This window comes from Microbacterium hanjuni, assembly GCF_043556395.1.
GTDB lineage: Bacteria > Actinomycetota > Actinomycetes > Actinomycetales > Microbacteriaceae > Microbacterium.
The window spans coordinates 1,015,098-1,031,271 of the sequence record NZ_JBIGIK010000001.1 but is presented as its reverse complement, the minus strand read 5'-3'; the positions used below and the strand labels follow the sequence as shown (position 1 = coordinate 1,031,271).

The 16,174-nt window shown below is 70.4% G+C and carries 15 protein-coding genes and 1 pseudogene; 10 read left to right on the top strand and 6 right to left on the bottom strand.

The genetic code is table 11. The features are described from left to right. The first annotated feature begins 153 nt into the window (after positions 1–153). Positions 154–1,497, top strand: a complete 1,344-nt coding sequence (locus ACFXP5_RS05245; protein ID WP_394527588.1) for a hemolysin family protein — start codon at positions 154–156, stop codon at positions 1,495–1,497. Continuing rightward, positions 1,494–2,549: a hemolysin family protein gene (locus ACFXP5_RS05240; protein ID WP_394527457.1), complete on the top strand. Its 1,056-nt coding sequence runs from the start codon at positions 1,494–1,496 to the stop codon at positions 2,547–2,549. Before ACFXP5_RS05245 ends, ACFXP5_RS05240 begins: the two co-directional genes overlap by 4 nt. A 12-nt stretch (positions 2,550–2,561) precedes the next feature. Here ACFXP5_RS05240 and ACFXP5_RS05235 read toward each other — a convergent pair whose 3' ends face one another. Then, a complete protein-coding gene (locus ACFXP5_RS05235; protein WP_394543783.1) occupies positions 2,562–3,626 on the bottom strand; it encodes an NADH:flavin oxidoreductase/NADH oxidase in 1,065 nt (354 codons plus the stop codon). A 30-nt stretch (positions 3,627–3,656) separates the two neighbouring features. Between ACFXP5_RS05235 and ACFXP5_RS05230 the strand changes: the two genes are divergently transcribed. From ACFXP5_RS05230 to ACFXP5_RS05215, 4 genes are read left to right on the top strand one after another with little or no spacing between them, the layout of a single operon-like run. Next, positions 3,657–4,538 carry an ADP-dependent NAD(P)H-hydrate dehydratase gene (locus tag ACFXP5_RS05230; RefSeq protein ID WP_394543782.1) on the top strand — a complete coding sequence of 294 codons (882 nt, stop codon included), beginning with the start codon at positions 3,657–3,659 and terminating at the stop codon, positions 4,536–4,538. A 10-nt stretch (positions 4,539–4,548) separates the two neighbouring features. Then, on the top strand, positions 4,549–5,778 hold the full coding sequence (locus ACFXP5_RS05225) for a hypothetical protein (protein WP_394543781.1): 1,230 nt from the start codon (positions 4,549–4,551) through the stop codon (positions 5,776–5,778). Positions 5,779–5,783: 5 nt separating this feature from the next. After that, entirely contained in the window at positions 5,784–6,125 is a 342-nt protein-coding gene (locus tag ACFXP5_RS05220) for a thiamine-binding protein (protein ID WP_394527451.1), read from the top strand. Beyond that, positions 6,122–7,360: an MFS transporter gene (locus ACFXP5_RS05215; protein ID WP_394543780.1), complete on the top strand. Its 1,239-nt coding sequence runs from the start codon at positions 6,122–6,124 to the stop codon at positions 7,358–7,360. The genes ACFXP5_RS05220 and ACFXP5_RS05215 overlap by 4 nt, the downstream gene beginning before the upstream one ends. 414 nt (positions 7,361–7,774) lie before the next feature. Here the strand turns inward: ACFXP5_RS05215 and metX are convergent, their stop codons facing one another. Then, the gene (gene metX / locus ACFXP5_RS05210) at positions 7,775–8,980 is read right to left on the bottom strand and encodes a homoserine O-acetyltransferase MetX (protein ID WP_394543779.1); all 1,206 of its coding nucleotides are present in this window, start codon (positions 8,978–8,980) and stop codon (positions 7,775–7,777) included. Positions 8,981–9,166: 186 nt separating this feature from the next. Then, positions 9,167–10,525, bottom strand: a pseudogene (locus ACFXP5_RS05205) (bifunctional o-acetylhomoserine/o-acetylserine sulfhydrylase); the annotation flags it as partial. Positions 10,526–10,612: 87 nt separating this feature from the next. Here ACFXP5_RS05205 and ACFXP5_RS05200 point away from each other — a divergent pair. Then, positions 10,613–11,389, top strand: coding sequence for an SDR family oxidoreductase (locus ACFXP5_RS05200; RefSeq protein WP_394527445.1), 777 nt, complete (start codon positions 10,613–10,615; stop codon positions 11,387–11,389). On the opposite strand, the gene ACFXP5_RS05195 is transcribed toward ACFXP5_RS05200, so the two are convergent. After that, a complete protein-coding gene (locus tag ACFXP5_RS05195; RefSeq protein WP_394543778.1) occupies positions 11,386–12,894 on the bottom strand; it encodes an MFS transporter in 1,509 nt (502 codons plus the stop codon). The two genes, ACFXP5_RS05200 and ACFXP5_RS05195, sit on opposite strands and share 4 nt — an antisense overlap. 62 nt (positions 12,895–12,956) lie before the next feature. On the opposite strand from ACFXP5_RS05195, the gene ACFXP5_RS05190 reads away from it, so the two are divergent. Genes ACFXP5_RS05190 through ACFXP5_RS05180 form a run of 3 tightly spaced genes read left to right on the top strand, consistent with a single transcriptional unit; the run spans position 12,957 to position 14,792 of the window. Further along, entirely contained in the window at positions 12,957–13,451 is a 495-nt protein-coding gene (locus tag ACFXP5_RS05190) for a phosphoribosyltransferase (protein ID WP_394527441.1), read from the top strand. Positions 13,452–13,454: 3 nt separating this feature from the next. Continuing rightward, positions 13,455–14,147, top strand: coding sequence for a uracil-DNA glycosylase (locus ACFXP5_RS05185; protein WP_394543777.1), 693 nt, complete (start codon positions 13,455–13,457; stop codon positions 14,145–14,147). Positions 14,148–14,183: 36 nt separating this feature from the next. Further along, positions 14,184–14,792, top strand: coding sequence for a GNAT family N-acetyltransferase (locus tag ACFXP5_RS05180; protein ID WP_394543776.1), 609 nt, complete (start codon positions 14,184–14,186; stop codon positions 14,790–14,792). On the opposite strand, the gene ACFXP5_RS05175 is transcribed toward ACFXP5_RS05180, so the two are convergent. Further along, on the bottom strand, positions 14,793–15,119 hold the full coding sequence (locus tag ACFXP5_RS05175; protein ID WP_394527437.1) for a protealysin inhibitor emfourin: 327 nt from the start codon (positions 15,117–15,119) through the stop codon (positions 14,793–14,795). After that, on the bottom strand, positions 15,103–16,167 hold the full coding sequence (locus tag ACFXP5_RS05170) for a M4 family metallopeptidase (protein WP_394543775.1): 1,065 nt from the start codon (positions 16,165–16,167) through the stop codon (positions 15,103–15,105). The genes ACFXP5_RS05175 and ACFXP5_RS05170 overlap by 17 nt, the downstream gene beginning before the upstream one ends. Between the last annotated feature and the right edge of the window lie 7 nt (positions 16,168–16,174).

Below are 16,174 nucleotides of genomic sequence, written 5' to 3'. Positions count from 1 at the left end.
GTTTTCGCCACGCGCTCTTCGCTCGAGGAATTCTCGGTGGGCCGGGGCCGGGCCGACGCCCGACTTGTAGACTTGCCGGACGATGGACGACCCTCCCCCTTGTAGACGCTCGCCCCACTGTCCCCCCTTCGCTCTGAGCGGGGGTGAGGCGTGATGGAGTTCATCATGCTGGGCGTGGGGCTTCTGCTCACGGTCGGAACAGGCCTCTTCGTCGCGAGCGAGTTCGCGCTGGTCAACCTCGACCGCGCCGACCTGGAAGCGCGTCAGGATGCCGGTGAGTCGCGCCTCGCGCTGACGATCGCCGCGCTGCGCATCACCTCGACGCATCTCTCGAGCGCGCAGCTCGGCATCACCCTCACGACGCTCCTCACCGGTTACACGATGGAGCCGGCGATCTCGAGCCTCCTGCGCCCCGTGCTGCTGGGATGGGGCTGGTCGGAGGGCGTCGTGTCGCCGATCGCCGCGATCATCGGTGTCGCCGTGGCGACCGTCATCTCGATGATCTTCGGCGAACTGGTGCCGAAGAACTTCGCCCTCGCCATTCCCCGGCAGACCGCGAAGTTGGTGCTGCCGTTCCAAACCGCGTTCACCATGGTGTTCCGCCCGGCCGTCGCCGTGCTCAACGGCAGCGCCAACGGCATCCTCCGTGCGATGGGGATCGAACCGAAGGAAGAACTCAGCGGCGCCCGCACCGCGGAGGAGCTGTCGAGCCTCGTCCGACGATCGGCGAACGCCGGGATGCTGGAGCAGGACACCGCTTCGCTCCTGGATCGCAGTCTCACCTTCGCGCGTCTGTCTGCCGCTGACGTCATGACGCCGCGCCCCAGCATCCATGCCCTGTCCGTGGAGGACTCCGCCGACGACGTCGTGCAGCTCGCGCGGCGCACCGGCCACAGCCGTTTCCCCGTCTACGAGGACTCGATGGACGACATCGTCGGCATCGTGCACCTGAAGGCGGCCATCGGCGTGCCCCGCGACCGACGCCGCGAGGTGCCGGCCGCAGCGCTGGCCACCGAGCCGCTACGGGTGCCCGAGACGGTGCACCTCGACGCGCTCATCGCCGAACTGCGCGCTCGTGGCTACCAGATGGCGGTCGTCGTGGACGAATACGGCGGCACGGCCGGAATCGTGACGCTCGAAGACCTCGTCGAGGAGATCGTCGGCGAGGTGCTCGACGAGCACGACCGCTCCCGAGCGGGCGTGGTGCGCACCGCCGAGTCGGTCAACTTCCCGGGCGACCTGCGCCCCGACGAGGCCCTCGACCGCGCCGGCGTGCGCGTGCCGGAGGGCGACGTCTACGACACCGTCGGCGGCTACATGATGAGCCGGCTCGAACGCATCCCCGTGATCGGTGACACCGTGCCCACCGACGACGGCACGCTGAGCGTGCTGCGCATGGACGGGCGACGCATCGACCGCGTCACCTTCACCCCGAACCCCGTGGAGGAGAACATCGACGACCTGGTGCGCGCTGCGAAGGGGGGTGACCAGCGATGAACGATTGGGCAGGAATCGCCTGGCTCGTCGTGCTGTTGGCCGCCAACGCCTTCTTCGTCGGTGCCGAGTTCGCCGTCATCTCGGCCCGCCGCTCGCAGATCGAACCGCTCGCCGACCGCGGATCGCGTTCGGCCAAGACCGCGCTGTACGCGATGGAGCACGCCACCGTCATGCTGGCGACCTGTCAGCTGGGCATCACGATCTGCTCGCTGCTGATCCTGAACGTGTCCGAGCCGGCGATCCACCACCTGCTCGCGGTGCCGCTCGAACTGACCGGCCTCGACGAGTCGATGGTCGACGTCGCGGGCTTCGTCGTCGCGCTGCTGCTCGTTTCGTACCTGCACGTCGTGTTCGGCGAGATGGTGCCGAAGAACCTCGCGTTCTCGGTTCCCGACCGGGCGGTTCTCATGCTGGCGCCGCCGCTCGTGGGCATCTCGAAGATCTTCCACCCCGTCATCGTGGTGTTGAACTGGATCTCCAACCACGTGCTGCGCCTGTTCCGCGTGGAGCCGAAGGACGAGGCCGCCTCGACCTTCACCCTCGACGAGGTCGCGACCATCGTGAACCAGTCCCGCCGCGAGGGCGTCCTCGACGACTCCGCGGGAACGGTGCGCGCCGTGGTGGAGTTCACCGACAAGAAGGCGCGCGACGTGGCCGTGCCGCTGGCCGACCTCGTCACGCTCCCCGAGAGGACGACCCCCGACGAGATCGAACGCGCGGTCGCCAAGCACGGCTTCTCGCGGTACGTGATCGTGGATGCCGCGGGCGCGCCCGTCGGATACGTGCACCTGAAGGACATTCTGCGCGCGGCCGAGGGGGAGGGGACGGCGGCGGACGTCGCGCGTCCGATCCCGTCCAAGCGCATCCATCACATGGTGCCGCTGCTCGAATCGACCGACCTTGAGGATGCCCTCGCGCTGATGCGCCGAGGCGGACGCCACCTGGCTCAGGTGCGCGACGACGCCGGTGACACCACCGCCGTGCTGTTCCTCGAGGACATCATCGAGGAGCTCGTCGGCGAGGTGCAGGACGCGACCGCGCGTCGGCGCTGATCCCGAACCGGATCAGCGCCGACGGGCGCGGGCGTACTGCGGCGGCCAGGCGATGTCGTCGCCGAGCTCGCCCGCCGCACGCAGCCCGAAGTGCGGATCGCGCAACCACTCGCGCGCCGACATGATCGCGTCGGCATCGCCGTGCTCGAGCAGCTCCTCGGCGAACACGCCGGTGTCGATCATGCCGACGGCGCTGACGGCCACGTCGACCCCGACGCGCACGGCGGCGGCGAACGGCGCCTGATAGCCGGGTCCGGTCGTGATCTTCTGGTGCGCCACGAGTCCGCCGCTGGAGACATCGACGAGGCTGACGTCCATGTCGGCGACCAGCGCGGCGGCGCGGACGGTGTCCTCGACGTCCCACCCGCCCTCCGCCCAGTCGGTCGCCGAGAAGCGCACCGCCACCACGGCGGTGGGGGCGGCCTCGGTGACGGCGGCGACGACCCGGCGCAGCAGTCGGGTGCGGTTCTCGAACGAGCCGCCGTATTCATCGGTGCGGTGGTTGGACAGCGGCGAGAGGAACTGGTGCAGCAGGTAGCCGTGCGCGGCGTGCAGTTGCAGCACCGTGAAGCCGGCCGCGACAGCCCGTCGCGCGGCGGCGGCGAAGGTCGCGACGACGTGGTCGATACCGGCGAGGTCGAGGGGCTGCGGGGTGGCGTACCCCTCGAAGGCGATCGCCGAGGGCGCCACGGTCTCCCAGCCCCCGAGGGCGGGCGGCACCGAGCCACGCTCGCCGGTCAGCGGCGACCAGGTCGAGGCCTTCCGCCCGGCGTGCGCAAGCTGGATGCCCGCGACGGCGCCCCGGGAGTGGATCGCCGCGACGATCGGCTCCCACGCCGCCTGCTGGGCGTCGCTCCAGATCCCCACGTCCTCGGGGGAGATCCGACCCTCGGGGGAGACCGCGGTGGCCTCGGCCATGACCATGCCGGCACCGCCGGAGGCGAACTGGGCGAGGTGAACGTGGTGCCACTCGTTGGGGAAGCCGTCGACGGCGCTGTACTGGCACATCGGCGCGACCCACAGTCGGTTCGCAAACGTCGTTTCACCGATCGTGAGGGGGGAGAAGAGGAGGCTCATGGGTTCTCCGGCGCAGGTAGGGTGTGGCGCATGACCGAGGCCGACACGTGGACGGGCGAGGATGCGCGACGCATCCTCCGTGTGCCAACCAGCACGGATGACAAGTATTCCCGAGGCGTCCTCGGGCTGCGAACCGGCTCCACGGCCTACCCGGGGGCGGCGGTGCTCGGGGTGGAAGCGGCGTGGCGCACGGGCGTCGGGATGGTGCGCTACCTCGGACCCTCGCGGGCTCAGGACCTCATCCTCGCTCGCCGCCCCGAGACGGTGACGGCCGACGGACGTGTCCAGGCCTGGGTGATCGGTTCGGGAACGGATGCTGCCGACCGCTCGAGTGAGGAAGAGGCGGCCCTGCGCAGCATCCTGTCCGACGCCCTGCCCGTCGTCGTCGACGCCGGGGCGCTCGATCTCGCGACCTTCGGAACAGCGCCTCGGATCCTCACCCCGCACGCCCGCGAACTCGACCGGGTGCGTGCAGCGCTCGGACTACCCGCGCTGGCGCGCGACGCCGACGAGCTCGCGCGCGCCGACGCTGCGCGCGAGACGGCGGCGGCGTCGGGGGCGACGGTGCTGTTGAAGGGCGCCGTGACCGTCATCGCCACCCCGGCGGGCTGGACGCGGCGCGTCGCCTCCGGCACCCCGTGGCTGGCGACGGCCGGGACCGGCGACGTGCTGGGCGGGGTGATCGGCGCGATCGTGGCGGGAGCGTCTGCGGGGGCGTCCCCCGAACAGGGGGTCGAACGTCTCGGGGCGCTCGCCGCGACCGGCGCGTGGCTGCACGGGAGAGCGGGCACCACGGCAGCCGGGCGGCTCGGCGTCGCCGGGGGTCCGATCACGGCGCTCGACGTCGCCGAGGCGCTCGCCCGCGTCGTGGCGAGCGTGGCCGACACCGAGCTCTCAGGACACGACCGTTAGAGTCGAACCCGTGTCGAGACGGGTCGTTCTGTGGATTGCGTTCGCCGTCGTTCATCTGGCGGTGGCCGTTGCGGGCTATCACATGCCCAGCCAGCCGATGGGCGACGTCTACCTCGTGTACGAACCCTGGTCGCAGCGTGCGCTGTCCGGACAGGGCATCGTGGGCATCACCGAGCCGTGGGTCTACCCGCAGCTCGCGATGCTGCCGCTGATCGCCGCGTGGGCATTCGGGTTCCTCAGCTACACCCCCGCGTGGGCCGTGATGGTGACGATCCTCGACGCGCTCGCATTCTGGATGCTGGTCGGTCGCGGCCGCTCGCGGGGTCGCTCGGTGGCGGCGTGGTACTGGCTCGCCGCGATCCTGCTGCTCGGTCCCGTCGGCATGTACCGCCTCGACGGTGTGACCGTTCCTCTCGCGATCGCCGGTTCGCTGTGGCTGGTCGGGCGCCCCTGGCTCGGCTCGATTCTGCTGGCCGTCGCCACGTGGATCAAGGTATGGCCGGCGGCCATCCTCGCCGCGGCGGTCGTCGCCGCGCGGCGGCGGTTCACGATCATCGGCGGAGCGGCCGCCGTCTCGGCCGTCACCCTCGCCGCCGTCTTCCTGGCGGGCGGGGGCGCCAACGCCTTCAGCTTCATCTCGGAGCAGACCGACCGCGGCCTGCAGATCGAGGCGCCCGTCAGCGGCTTCTACATGCTGCTCGCAATGTTCGGCGTCAACGGCGCCACGATCTACTACTCGCCTGAGATCCTCACCTTCCAGGTCACCGGCCCGAACGTCGATCCGGTCATCGCGGTGATGACCCCGTTGCTCGTACTGGTGATCGCCGCGGTCTTCGTGCTCGGCGCCATCAAGTCGTGGCGGGGCGCCTCCTTCGCGGCCGTCTTCCCCGTGCTGTCCCTCGCGCTCGTGCTGGGCTTCATCGTCTTCAACAAGGTCGGCTCGCCGCAGTACATCGTGTGGCTCACCGCCCCCGTGGTCGTCGGGCTCGTCTACGACCGCCGGCACTGGGCGAAGCCCGCAGTGCTCGCCCTCGTGATCGCGGCGCTGACACAGGGCATCTATCCGCTCACCTACGACGGTCTGCTCGTCGCCCAGCCGGGGCCGGTGCTGCTTCTCGAGGCACGCAACCTGCTGCTCATCGTTCTGTTCGTGTGGTCGGTCGTACGGCTGACCCGTGTCCGTACGCGGCGGAGCATCGCATCCGCTCTCTCGCGCCGCGTCGCTGCTTTCGGAGGCTGATCCTCATGCTCGTTGCCTTCTCCGTCGCGCCGTCCGGCTCCGCCGACCCCGACGGGTCGGTGCACGATGCGGTAGCCGCCGCCGTGCGGGTCGTGCGTGATTCGGGCCTGCCGAACCGCACCACCTCGATGTTCACCGAGATCGAGGGGGAGTGGGACGAGGTGATGGACGTCGTGCGCCGGGCGACCGAGGCGGTCATGCCCTTCGGCTCGCGCGTCTCGCTCGTGCTGAAGGCAGACATCCGCGCCGGGCGCACCGGCGAGATCGATAGCAAGATCGAGCGCCTCGAGCAAGCCATCGAATCGATTCGCCGAAACGAAGCGGGCGCGGCTACCCTCGAGGAATGACCTCCTCGATCCTTTCGAGGGGTGCGGCGATGCGGGCGCTCCTCTCTCTCGCCATCGGCAGCTTCGGCATCGGCATGACCGAGTTCGTCATCATGGGACTCCTGCCGAACATCGCCGAAGAGCTGCTGCCCAGCGTCTGGGCGGCCAACCCCGATGACGCGATCGCCCAGGCCGGTTGGCTGATCTCGCTGTACGCGCTCGGCGTCGTCGTGGGTGCCCCCACGATCGCGGGTTCCGTGGCGCGGTTCCCCCGTCACCGGGTGATGCTGTTCCTCGCCCTCGCCCTCACCGTCTTCAACCTCCTCACCGTCTTCGCGCCCACGTTCGAAACGGTCGCCCTCTCGCGCTTCCTCGCGGGGCTCCCGCACGGCGCCTACTTCGGCATCGGCGCGCTCGTCGCGGCCGACGCCCTCGGACCCGGCAACCGCGCGAAGGGTGTCGCGTTCGTGCTCACCGGACTGACCGTTGCGAACGTCGTCGGTGTGCCGCTGGGCACGCTGCTCGGCCAGCAGTTCGGCTGGCGCATCGCGTTCCTCATTGTCGGGGTGATCTTCGCCCTCGCGACGCTCGCGATCGGGCTGTTCGTGCCGAAGCACCCGGGGCAACCGGGCAGGCGTCTGCGCGATGAGTTGCGCGTCTTCCGGGTGGCGCAGGTGTGGTTCGCCCTCGGCACCGGCGCGATCGGCTTCGGCGGGTTCTTCGCGATGTACAGCTACATCGCGCCCATGGTCACCGACGTCTCCGGCTCCCCCGAATGGGCCGTCTCGATCGTGCTCGTCGTCGTCGGACTGGGGATGACCGTGGGCAACATCGTCGGCGGCCACCTCGCCGACGTGAACCTGAAGAAGTGGATGCTGATCGGCCTCGCCACGATGGCGGTGGTCGAGGCGCTCCTCGCCCTCACCGCCGGATGGGTCGTGACCCTCAGCCTGTTCGCGTTCGCGGTCGCGTTCGTCGGATCGGCCTTGAGTCCCAGCATCCAGACCCGCCTCATGGATGTCGCCGGCGACAACCAGTCGATCGCGGCCGCGCTGAATCACTCCGCGCTCAACATCGGCAACAGCCTCGGCGCCTTCCTCGGCGGCATCGTCATCGCCGCCGGTCTCGGTTTCGCCGCACCCGCTTGGGTCGGCGCGGTGCTCGCGGTCGCGGGTCTCGCCGTGGCCGTGGTGAGCTTCCGCGTCGAAGACCGCGCGCGGGCGCGGCGGGAGTTCGCCGGCGCCTCAGCATCCTGACCCCGCCTCGGGCTCTTCTCGGTCGGGCACCGGTGCACGTGCACGTGCGTCGTGCACGCATGTGCGTCGTGCGCGCACGTGCGTCACCCGCGCACGTGCGTCGGAGATTCGCACCGTGGTCGGAGGATTAAGCGTGGATCCTCCGACGTTGGCGCGATTCTCCGACCGGGGTGCATGCTCACGCGACCGGGGTGCGTGCTCAGGCGTCGGTGGTCCGTGCTCAGGCGTCGAAGAGCCGGCGTAGGTGCGTCGCGACCGCGGGTTGGCTCCGCCGCCGTCACCCGCGCACGTGCGTCGGAGATTCGCACCGCTGTCGGAGGATTCGGCGCGGATCGTCCGACGTTGGCGCGATTCTCCGACCGGGGTGCGTGTTCAGGCGTCGGTCGTGCGTGCTCAGGCGTCGGTGGCGCGTGCTCAGGCGTCGAAGAGCCGGCGCAGGTGCGTCGCGACCGCGGGCGTTTCGATGAGGAAACCGTCGTGGCCGAAGTCGCTGGTGATCGTGACCGCGCGGGCACCGTCGAGGGTGTTCGGGATGCTGCGGGCGATGCGGTGTTGTCCATCGATCGGGAACAGCCGGTCGCTGTCGATGCCGAGCACGAGCGTGGTCGCCGTGACGCGGTGGAGGGCCTCTTCGACGCCGCCACGGTCGCGTCCGACGTCATGGGAGTTCATCGCCTCCGCCAGGACGAGGTAGCTGTTCGCGTCGAAGCGGCGGGTGAAGCGGTTGCCGTGGAAGTCCAGGTAGGACTCCACGGCGAAACGGCCGCCGTGGCCGAGCGGGCTGACCCCCGACTGCCAGGAGCGCTGGAAACGCTGGTTGAGCTCGGTCGGGCTGCGGTAGTTCAGCAGCGCCATGCGCCGCGCGAGAGCGAGCCCCCGGTGCGGACCGTCGCCGTCGCCGGCGTCGTAGTACTCGCCGCCGGCGAAGCGCGGGTCGATGCGGATCGTCGCGGACTGCACCGAGTTGAGCGCGATCTGATCGGCGGTCGTGATCGGGGGAGCGGACAGCACGGCCGCGCGGGCGACGCGGTCGGGGTGGCCGACCGCCCATTCCAGGGCGTGCATGCCGCCCATGGATCCGCCGACGACGCCCGCCCAGACATCGACGCCGAGCGCGTCGGCGAGGCGCACCTGCGCCTCGACCTGATCGCGGATCGTGAGGTACGGGAAGCGCGTGGCCCACTCGTACCCGTCGGGCGCGATGCTGGCGGGTCCGGTCGAGCCCTGGCAGCCGCCGAGCATGTTCGGTGCCACCACGAACCACCGGTCGGTGTCGATCGCAGCTCCCGGGCCGACGAGGTCGCCCCACCATCCGGCTGTCGGGTGGCCGGGGCCAGCGGGTCCGCGCACGTGGCTGTCGCCGGTCAGAGCGTGCAGCAGAAGTACGGCGTTGTCGCGCGCGGGGGACAGCACGCCCCACGTCTCGTACGACAGGCGGTAGGAAGGGAGCTCGCTGCCGCCCTCGGTGCGGAACGCGCCGAATCCCGCGAAACGGCGATCGCCGATCGGGTCGCCGTCGCGCCACGCGCCGGTCGCCGGGGGGCGCCCGAGCAGCAGGCGCGCGTCGGCCTCCGTGATCGGTGCGGAGGGCACCGTGTCTTCGGAGGTCTGCCAGTCCATTCCCCCATCCTCCCGCGTGCGCGGCCCTCGAGCGCGCGTGTTACGGCCGGCATGGCGCCAGCATCCGCTTCACCCGATCGACATGTTCTCGCCGAGTCGACACGTTACTGGCGTCGGGAACGTGTGGTCTCGGCGAGAACGTGTCGTCTCGGTGAGGGGAGGGGAGGGGCACTCGGATGCTGCGGGTCAGGCGCGCGCGGCGTCCGAGGCGGTGCGCGCGGCGGCGATCGCCTGAGCCAGGTCGGCCTTGAGGTCCTCGACGTTCTCGAGTCCGACCGACAGGCGCACGAGGCCGGGGGTGACGCCCGAGGTGAGCTGCTGCTCCGGAGTCAGCTGCGAGTGGGTCGTGGAGGCGGGGTGGATGACGAGCGAACGCACGTCGCCGATGTTCGCGAGGTGGCTGAAGAGGTTCAGCGAATCCACGAACGTGCGGCCGGCGTCGACGCCGCCCTTGAGCTCGAACGACAGCACCGCGCCGACGCCCTTGGGCGCGTAGCGGTTCGCCGCGGCGTACCAGGGCGAGGACGGCAGACCCGAGTAGTTGACCGAGGCGATGTCGTCCTGATCCTCGAGCCACTCCGCGATCTCCTGGGCGTTCTGCACGTGACGCTCGATGCGCAGGGACAGCGTCTCGATGCCCTGGATGAGCAGCCACGCGCTGTGGGGGGAGATCGCGGCGCCCAGGTCGCGCAGCAGCTGCACGCGGGCCTTGATGATGTAAGCCAGGCCGTCGCCGACCGCGGTGGTGTAGCTGGCGCCGTGGTACGAGGGGTCGGGCTCGGTGAGGCCGGGGAACTTCTCGACGTTCTCCGACCACGCGAAGGTGCCGCCGTCGACGATGATGCCGCCGATGACCGTGCCGTGGCCGCCGAGGAACTTCGTCGCCGAGTGCACCACGATGTCGGCGCCGTGCTCGAACGGCCGGATGAGGTACGGGGTGGCGATCGTGTTGTCGACGATCAGCGGCACGCCGGCCTCGTGGGCGATGTCGGCCACGGTGCGGATGTCGAGCACGTTGATCTGCGGGTTGCCGATGGTCTCGGCGAAGAACAGTTTCGTGTTGGGGCGCACCGCTGCGCGCCACTCCTCGGGGTCGTCCTGGTTCTCCACGAACGTGACGGAGATGCCCAACTTGGCGAGCGTGTACTTGAAGAGGTTGTACGTGCCGCCGTAGATGGAGCTCGACGAGACGAAGTGATCGCCCGCTTCGGCGATGTTCAGGATCGCGAACGTCTCGGCCGCCTGACCGCTCGCCACGAGGAGCGCGCCGGTGCCCCCCTCGAGAGCGGCGAGGCGCTGCTCGACGACGTCCTGCGTGGGGTTCTGGATGCGGGTGTAGATGTTGCCGAACTCGGCGAGGGCGAACAGGTTCGCGGCGTGCTCGGCATTGTCGAAGACATAGGACGTCGTCTGGTAGATCGGGGTGGCGCGGGCCTTGGTCACCGGGTCCGGCTGGGCGCCCGAGTGGATCTGCTTGGTCTCGAAATGCCAGTTCTCGGATGCGGACATGGCGTGCTCCTGCCGTCGGCTTCGGCCAGGCGGGCGCCGTGACCTGCAGCGAGACTACGGAGGGGCGACCGGGGGCGCCAGGGGGCGGACTCGCGGCGTAACAGCGGCGGGTAGCGTTGAGGTATGACGCGACGTGCAGTGGTGACCGGGGCGAGTTCCGGTATCGGAGAAGCGACAGCACGGATGCTGCGGGCCCGAGGGTGGGACGTCGTCGGAGTCGCCCGCCGGGCCGAGCGCCTGGAGGCGCTCGAAGCCGAGACCGGCATCGTCGCGTACGCGGCGGATCTGACGCGGGCCGAGGACATCGCCGCGCTGACGCAGTGGCTCGCCGAGACCGGCGAGGTGCACGCGCTCGTGCAGGTCGCCGGGGGCGCCCGGGGCACCGATTCCGTGGAGGGCGGCGACCCGGACGACTGGCAGTGGATGTTCGAGGTCAACGCCCTCTCATCGCAGCGTCTCGTCGCCGCACTGATGCCGTTGCTGCGGCACGCCGCATCCGTCGACGGTCACGCCGACACCGTCTTCGTCACCTCCACCGCCGCGACGACCGCCTACCCCGGCGGTGCGGGCTACAACGCCGCCAAGGCCGCGGAGGCGATGCTCGTGCACGCGCTGCGGCTCGAGCTGAACGGCGAGCCGATCCGCGTCATCGAGATCGCGCCGGGCATGGTCGCGACCGAGGAATTCTCGCTCAACCGGCTGCGCGGCGACCAGAACGCCGCCGACCGCGTCTACGACGGCATCGACCAGCCGCTCACCGCCGACGACGTCGCCGATGTGATCGCGTACGCGCTCGCCGCGCCCGCACACGTCAACCTCGACCTCGTCACGCTGCGCCCCGTCGCACAGTCGGCACAGCACCTGCTCGCTCGCGGTCCGCTGCGGGTGCGCGAGGTCTAGAGCACCTGCGCCTGCCCGGCGGTCGCCGCTTCGTCCTCGGTCGCGGAGTCGGCGAACGCGACTCTCGGTACGAAGAACAGCACCGCGGCCGCGGCGAAGCCACCGCCCGCGCACACCGCCCAGACGGTGAGGTAGCCGGTGAGCGGAGCTGCCGTCTCGGCGACGGCCGAGCCGACCGCGGAGCCGACTCCCGCGGCCAGCACGACGCCGAACACGGCGGAGGCGAACGTGCCACCGATGGTCTTGGTGGTGTTCGTGAGAGCGGAGGAGATGCCGGTCTGCCCGCGGGGAGCGGCTGCGGCTGCCGCGGCGGGCATCGCCGCCACCAGCGCGCCCGAGCCGAGGCCGGCGACGAACAGGTTGGCGAGAACCCGCCAGAGCTCGGTGTGGAAGGGCAGGAAGAGGGCGTACCCGACCCCGACGAGGGTGGCGGCCACGATCAGGATGAGGCGTGGATTGCCGCGGCGCGAGAGGAGCGCGAAGGCGATGGCGCCCACGATCAGCGAGACGAGGTACACCCCGATGACGTTGGAGCGGTCGGTCGCGTCGAGACCGAGCCCGTACCCGAGCGAGGAGTCGGTGCCCGCGTAGGTCGCCAGAGGGCCTTGAGCGCCGAGCAGGCTGAGACCGACGAGGAACGCGGTCGCCTGAATGGGCCACATCTCGGGGCGCCGCAGCACGCGGATGTCGACCGCGGGGTCGGATTGGCGCAGCTCGTACCAGACGAACACGGCGATCGCCGCAGCCCCGAGCAGGAGCAGCGGCAGCACGATGGCGAGCCCCGGGCTCTCGGGCACCCGCAGGAACGAGAGTCCGCCGGTGATGAGCAGGAGAGCGAAGGCGAGGAGGACGAAGCCGCCCGTGTCGAGCTTGCGGTTCGGCACCGGCTCGGACTCGGGAACGCCGAACAGGATCACGAAGCACACCAGCGTCACCGCGATGGCGGGGATCATCAGCGTCAGCTGCAGGTTCTCACTCGTCGCGGCGAACAGGCGACCGGCGGCGAGTGCCCCGAGGATCGCGCCGGCCTGCAGGCCGACGACGAGCAGTCCCGCCGCGCGGCGCGTCTGCGAGACCCCGCGCGCCTGCCGTCGCCCGCGCTCGAAGACGAGGGCGATCTCCAGCGGCAGCCAGACCACGTAGAAGCCCTGCAGCGCCCAGGCCAGCAGGAACGTCCAGAACGAATCGGCGAACACCAGCCACCAGCTCGCGCCGGCCGTGAGCACCGCCGAGAGCAACAGGATCTTCTTGTGCCCGAACATGTCGCCGAGCTTCGCGAGCACCGGCAGCACGAGCGCCGACAGGAGCAACTGGGCGGCCTCGAACCAGTTGATGTCGGCGTCGCGAACGCCCAGATGCACGACGATGTCGCTGAAGAGCGGCACGTAGTAGCCCTGCACGATGCCGCTCGTCAGTTCGACCACGACGAACCACCCGATGAGACCGGCGGTGACGCCCATCGACGAGCCGCGCAGGCGCTCGGTGGCGGAGGCAGCTCGGGACATGCGCCGAGAGTACACCGCCGGCGCGCCTAGGCTGGGAGCCGCGATCAACCGAGGAGGACCCCATGACGACGGCAGCCGATGAGCGCGAAATCCTCACCTGGGAGCAGTTCGGAGAAGCATCCCGAGACCTCGCCCGCGAGATCCTCGCCGACGGTTTCGTCCCCGACGTCGTGGTCGCGATCGCCCGCGGGGGCCTCTTGCCCGCCGGTGCGATCGCGTACGGGCTGGGCGTGAAGAACTGCGGCGCTCTCAACGTGGAGTTCTACACCGGTATCGGTACGGTGCTCGATGCGCCCGAGGTGCTGCGTCCGGCGCTCGACACCGAGTACCTCGACGGGCGCCGCGTGCTGCTGGTGGACGACGTCGCCGACAGCGGCCGCACCCTCGCGCTCGCGATGAAGCTCCTCCAGGAGCAGGGCGCGGACATGCGCTCCGTCGTCATCTACACCAAACCGACCACGATCGTGCAGCCGGATTACTCGTGGAAGGAGACCGGGCTCTGGATCGACTTCCCCTGGTCGGCGAAGGGGTCCGTGCTCGACGAAGACGCGGCCTGAGCGATGGCGATGAGCCTGCACCAGCTCGCCGAAGCGGGGCTCGTCGATCCGAGCTGGGCCGAAGCGCTCGACCCGGCGGCGGGCGACATCGCCGCGCTGGGGGAGCGTCTGCGCACCGAAGCCGCCGCCGGCCGCGGCTACCTCCCCGCCGGCGACCGGGTGCTGCGCGCGTTCGCTTCGCCGCGGTCGGACGTGCGCGTGCTGATCGTCGGCCAGGACCCCTACCCGACACCGGGTCACCCGATCGGGCTGTCGTTCGCGGTCGATCGGGCCGTGCGCCCGCTGCCGCGGAGCCTCGCGAACATCTACACCGAGCTGGAGGCCGACCTCGGCATCGCCCCCGCGAGCCACGGCGACTTGTCAGCGTGGAGCGAGCAGGGCGTCATGCTGCTGAACCGCGTGCTCACGGTCGCACCCGGGGCCTCGGCCTCGCACCGCGGGTGGGGATGGGAGAAGGTCACCGAGCTCGCGATCCGCAGCCTCGTGGAGCGGGACGCGCCACTTGTGGCGATCCTCTGGGGCAAGGATGCTGCGGGCCTCCGCCCGCTCCTCGGCTCGACGCCGATCATCGAATCCGCCCACCCCTCCCCGCTGTCGGCGCACCGCGGCTTCTTCGGCTCGAAGCCGTTCTCCCGGGCGAACGAGATGCTCGAGCAGCTGGGCGCCCCACCCGTGGACTGGCGCCTCCCGGCCTGACGCGGGTGCGTGCGCGCGGGAAGTAAAGTGGCGTTCGTGCTGGAGGACGAATACGACAAGAGCCGCCGCCGCCCGCCGGTGCACCTGCGCCGCCGGCCCGCGCCCGAGCAGCCGTTCCGTTACGAGATCCGCCCGGCGGTGGAGGCCGACCTCCCGCATATCCGTGAGATCTACAACTACTACGTGACCAACTCCATGGTCACCTTCGACGAGAAGCGCTGGACGCTCGCGCAATGGCGCGAGAAGTTCGCCCAGCTGGCGAAGCTGGGCATGCCCTTCCTGGTCGCGGAATCCCCGTCCGGGCAGATCCTCGGATACGCGCTCGTCGCGCCGTGGAAGAGCAAGTCCGCCTACCGGTACACGGTCGAGGACTCGATCTACCTCGGCCAGGCGGCGTCGGGCAAGGGTCTCGGCCGCGCCCTGCTGGGCGCTCTCATCGCCGCGAGCCAGGAGAGCGGCATCCGCGAGATCGTCGCAGCCATCAGCGACCGTGGCGCCGAAGCATCCATCGGTCTGCACCAGAAGTTCGGCTTCGTCGAGGTCGGCCGCATGGGCCGGGTCGGCTTCAAGTTCGGACGCTGGCTCGGTGTCGTCTACCTGCAGCTCAGCGTGCCCAAGCCCAAGAAGCGACGCCTGTTCGGCTGATCAACGGATGCGGCGTCCTGCCCGCACGGGAGCGTTGTGGCGCACTTCGTCCACCAGCGTTCGCCAGGGTCCTTCGAGACGCGCGTCCGGGAGATTCACCTCGCGGGGAGGAAGCTCGTCCAGTACCGCGCGGATGGTCCACACGTAACGGTCGGCACCCGAGGTCGGCGGCGCATCGTCGTCCCACGGGCATTCGTCGACGAGACTCACCCAGCGTGGGGCCTCGGCGGGCGGGGGCTCGGCCCGCCACTCGCGGCGAAGCCCGGCGAGTCCGCCGCTGCGGACCACGACGACGACGACGCGTGTCGGCTCAGCGGCTTGATTCATCCTCGATGACGCCGACTCCGACCCACCCCGAGCGGACGGCGGCGACCTCCTCCGAGTCCTCACCGTACTCCGCTGCGGCCGCGGTCAGTGTGGCGGCGGAGAACTGGGCGAAGTCGGCCGTGGGAGTGAGGAGGCCCGACGTGAGGGTGCGGTACCAGATGAGCCCCGCGCGTTCCCAGGCGCGACCACCGAGGGCGGTGGCGGTGAGGTGGAACGCCTTGTTGGGGATGCCGGAGTTGATGTGCACGCCGCCGTTGTCCTCCGTGGTCTCGACGTAGTCGCGCAGGTGGCCCGGTTGCGGGTCGCGCCCGAGCACGTCGTCGTCGTACGCCGTTCCGGGCGCCGCCATCGAGCGCAGCGCCTCACCCTGCACCTCCGCGGTGAAGATGCCCGCGCCGACCAGCCAGTTCGCCTCGTCGGCGGTCTGGCCGAGGTGATGCTGCTCGGCCAGCACTCCGAACACGTCGGACAGCGATTCGTTCAGTGCGCCCGACTGCCCGGAGTACTCGAGCCCGCCGACCGACTCGGTCACCCCGTGCGCGAGTTCGTGCGCGATGACGCTCAGCGAGCCGGTGAAGCCGATGAACACCTCGCCGTCGCCATCGCCGAACACCATGCGCTCGCCGTTCCAGAACGCGTTGTCGTAGTCCTCGCCGAAGTGCACGGTCGCCAGCAGAGCGCCGCCCGCCCCGTCGATGCCGTCGCGGGCGAAAGCATCCCAGAAGAAGTCGAACGTGGCACCCAGCCCGTCGAAGGCCTCGTCGGCGGCGGGGTCGCCCGTGACCGGGTCGTCCTCGTCGCGGACGAGAGCTCCGGGCAGCTGTTCGGTGTTGCCGGCGTCGAAGATCACCCGTTCGGGGCTGGGAGCCGCCTCCGCCACGAGGGTGCCGGATTCGTCGATCGACAGCCGCAACCGCGAGCGCACCCGGCGCTCGGGACGAGCGATGGCGAGGGTCGCGCGGGCGGCGGCGGCGGCGCGCGCGAAACGCGGCTCGTCGGTCTCGGCGAGCCGGGCGAGCAGGAACGGGGGGACGATCGCCTGGGTCATGCCCCGA

What these genes read in the sequence shown, in the direction of transcription:
- ACFXP5_RS05245 (WP_394527588.1), top strand. Translation starts at nt 154, where the DNA reads ATGGAGTTCATCATGCTGGGCGTGGGGCTTCTGCTCACGGTCGGAACA.
- ACFXP5_RS05240 (WP_394527457.1), top strand. Translation starts at nt 1,494, where the DNA reads ATGAACGATTGGGCAGGAATCGCCTGGCTCGTCGTGCTGTTGGCCGCC.
- ACFXP5_RS05235 (WP_394543783.1), bottom strand. Translation starts at nt 3,626, where the DNA reads ATGAGCCTCCTCTTCTCCCCCCTCACGATCGGTGAAACGACGTTTGCG.
- ACFXP5_RS05230 (WP_394543782.1), top strand. Translation starts at nt 3,657, where the DNA reads ATGACCGAGGCCGACACGTGGACGGGCGAGGATGCGCGACGCATCCTC.
- ACFXP5_RS05220 (WP_394527451.1), top strand. Translation starts at nt 5,784, where the DNA reads ATGCTCGTTGCCTTCTCCGTCGCGCCGTCCGGCTCCGCCGACCCCGAC.
- ACFXP5_RS05215 (WP_394543780.1), top strand. Translation starts at nt 6,122, where the DNA reads ATGACCTCCTCGATCCTTTCGAGGGGTGCGGCGATGCGGGCGCTCCTC.
- metX (WP_394543779.1), bottom strand. Translation starts at nt 8,980, where the DNA reads ATGGACTGGCAGACCTCCGAAGACACGGTGCCCTCCGCACCGATCACG.
- ACFXP5_RS05200 (WP_394527445.1), top strand. Translation starts at nt 10,613, where the DNA reads ATGACGCGACGTGCAGTGGTGACCGGGGCGAGTTCCGGTATCGGAGAA.
- ACFXP5_RS05195 (WP_394543778.1), bottom strand. Translation starts at nt 12,894, where the DNA reads ATGTCCCGAGCTGCCTCCGCCACCGAGCGCCTGCGCGGCTCGTCGATG.
- ACFXP5_RS05190 (WP_394527441.1), top strand. Translation starts at nt 12,957, where the DNA reads ATGACGACGGCAGCCGATGAGCGCGAAATCCTCACCTGGGAGCAGTTC.
- ACFXP5_RS05185 (WP_394543777.1), top strand. Translation starts at nt 13,455, where the DNA reads ATGGCGATGAGCCTGCACCAGCTCGCCGAAGCGGGGCTCGTCGATCCG.
- ACFXP5_RS05175 (WP_394527437.1), bottom strand. Translation starts at nt 15,119, where the DNA reads ATGAATCAAGCCGCTGAGCCGACACGCGTCGTCGTCGTCGTGGTCCGC.
- ACFXP5_RS05170 (WP_394543775.1), bottom strand. Translation starts at nt 16,167, where the DNA reads ATGACCCAGGCGATCGTCCCCCCGTTCCTGCTCGCCCGGCTCGCCGAG.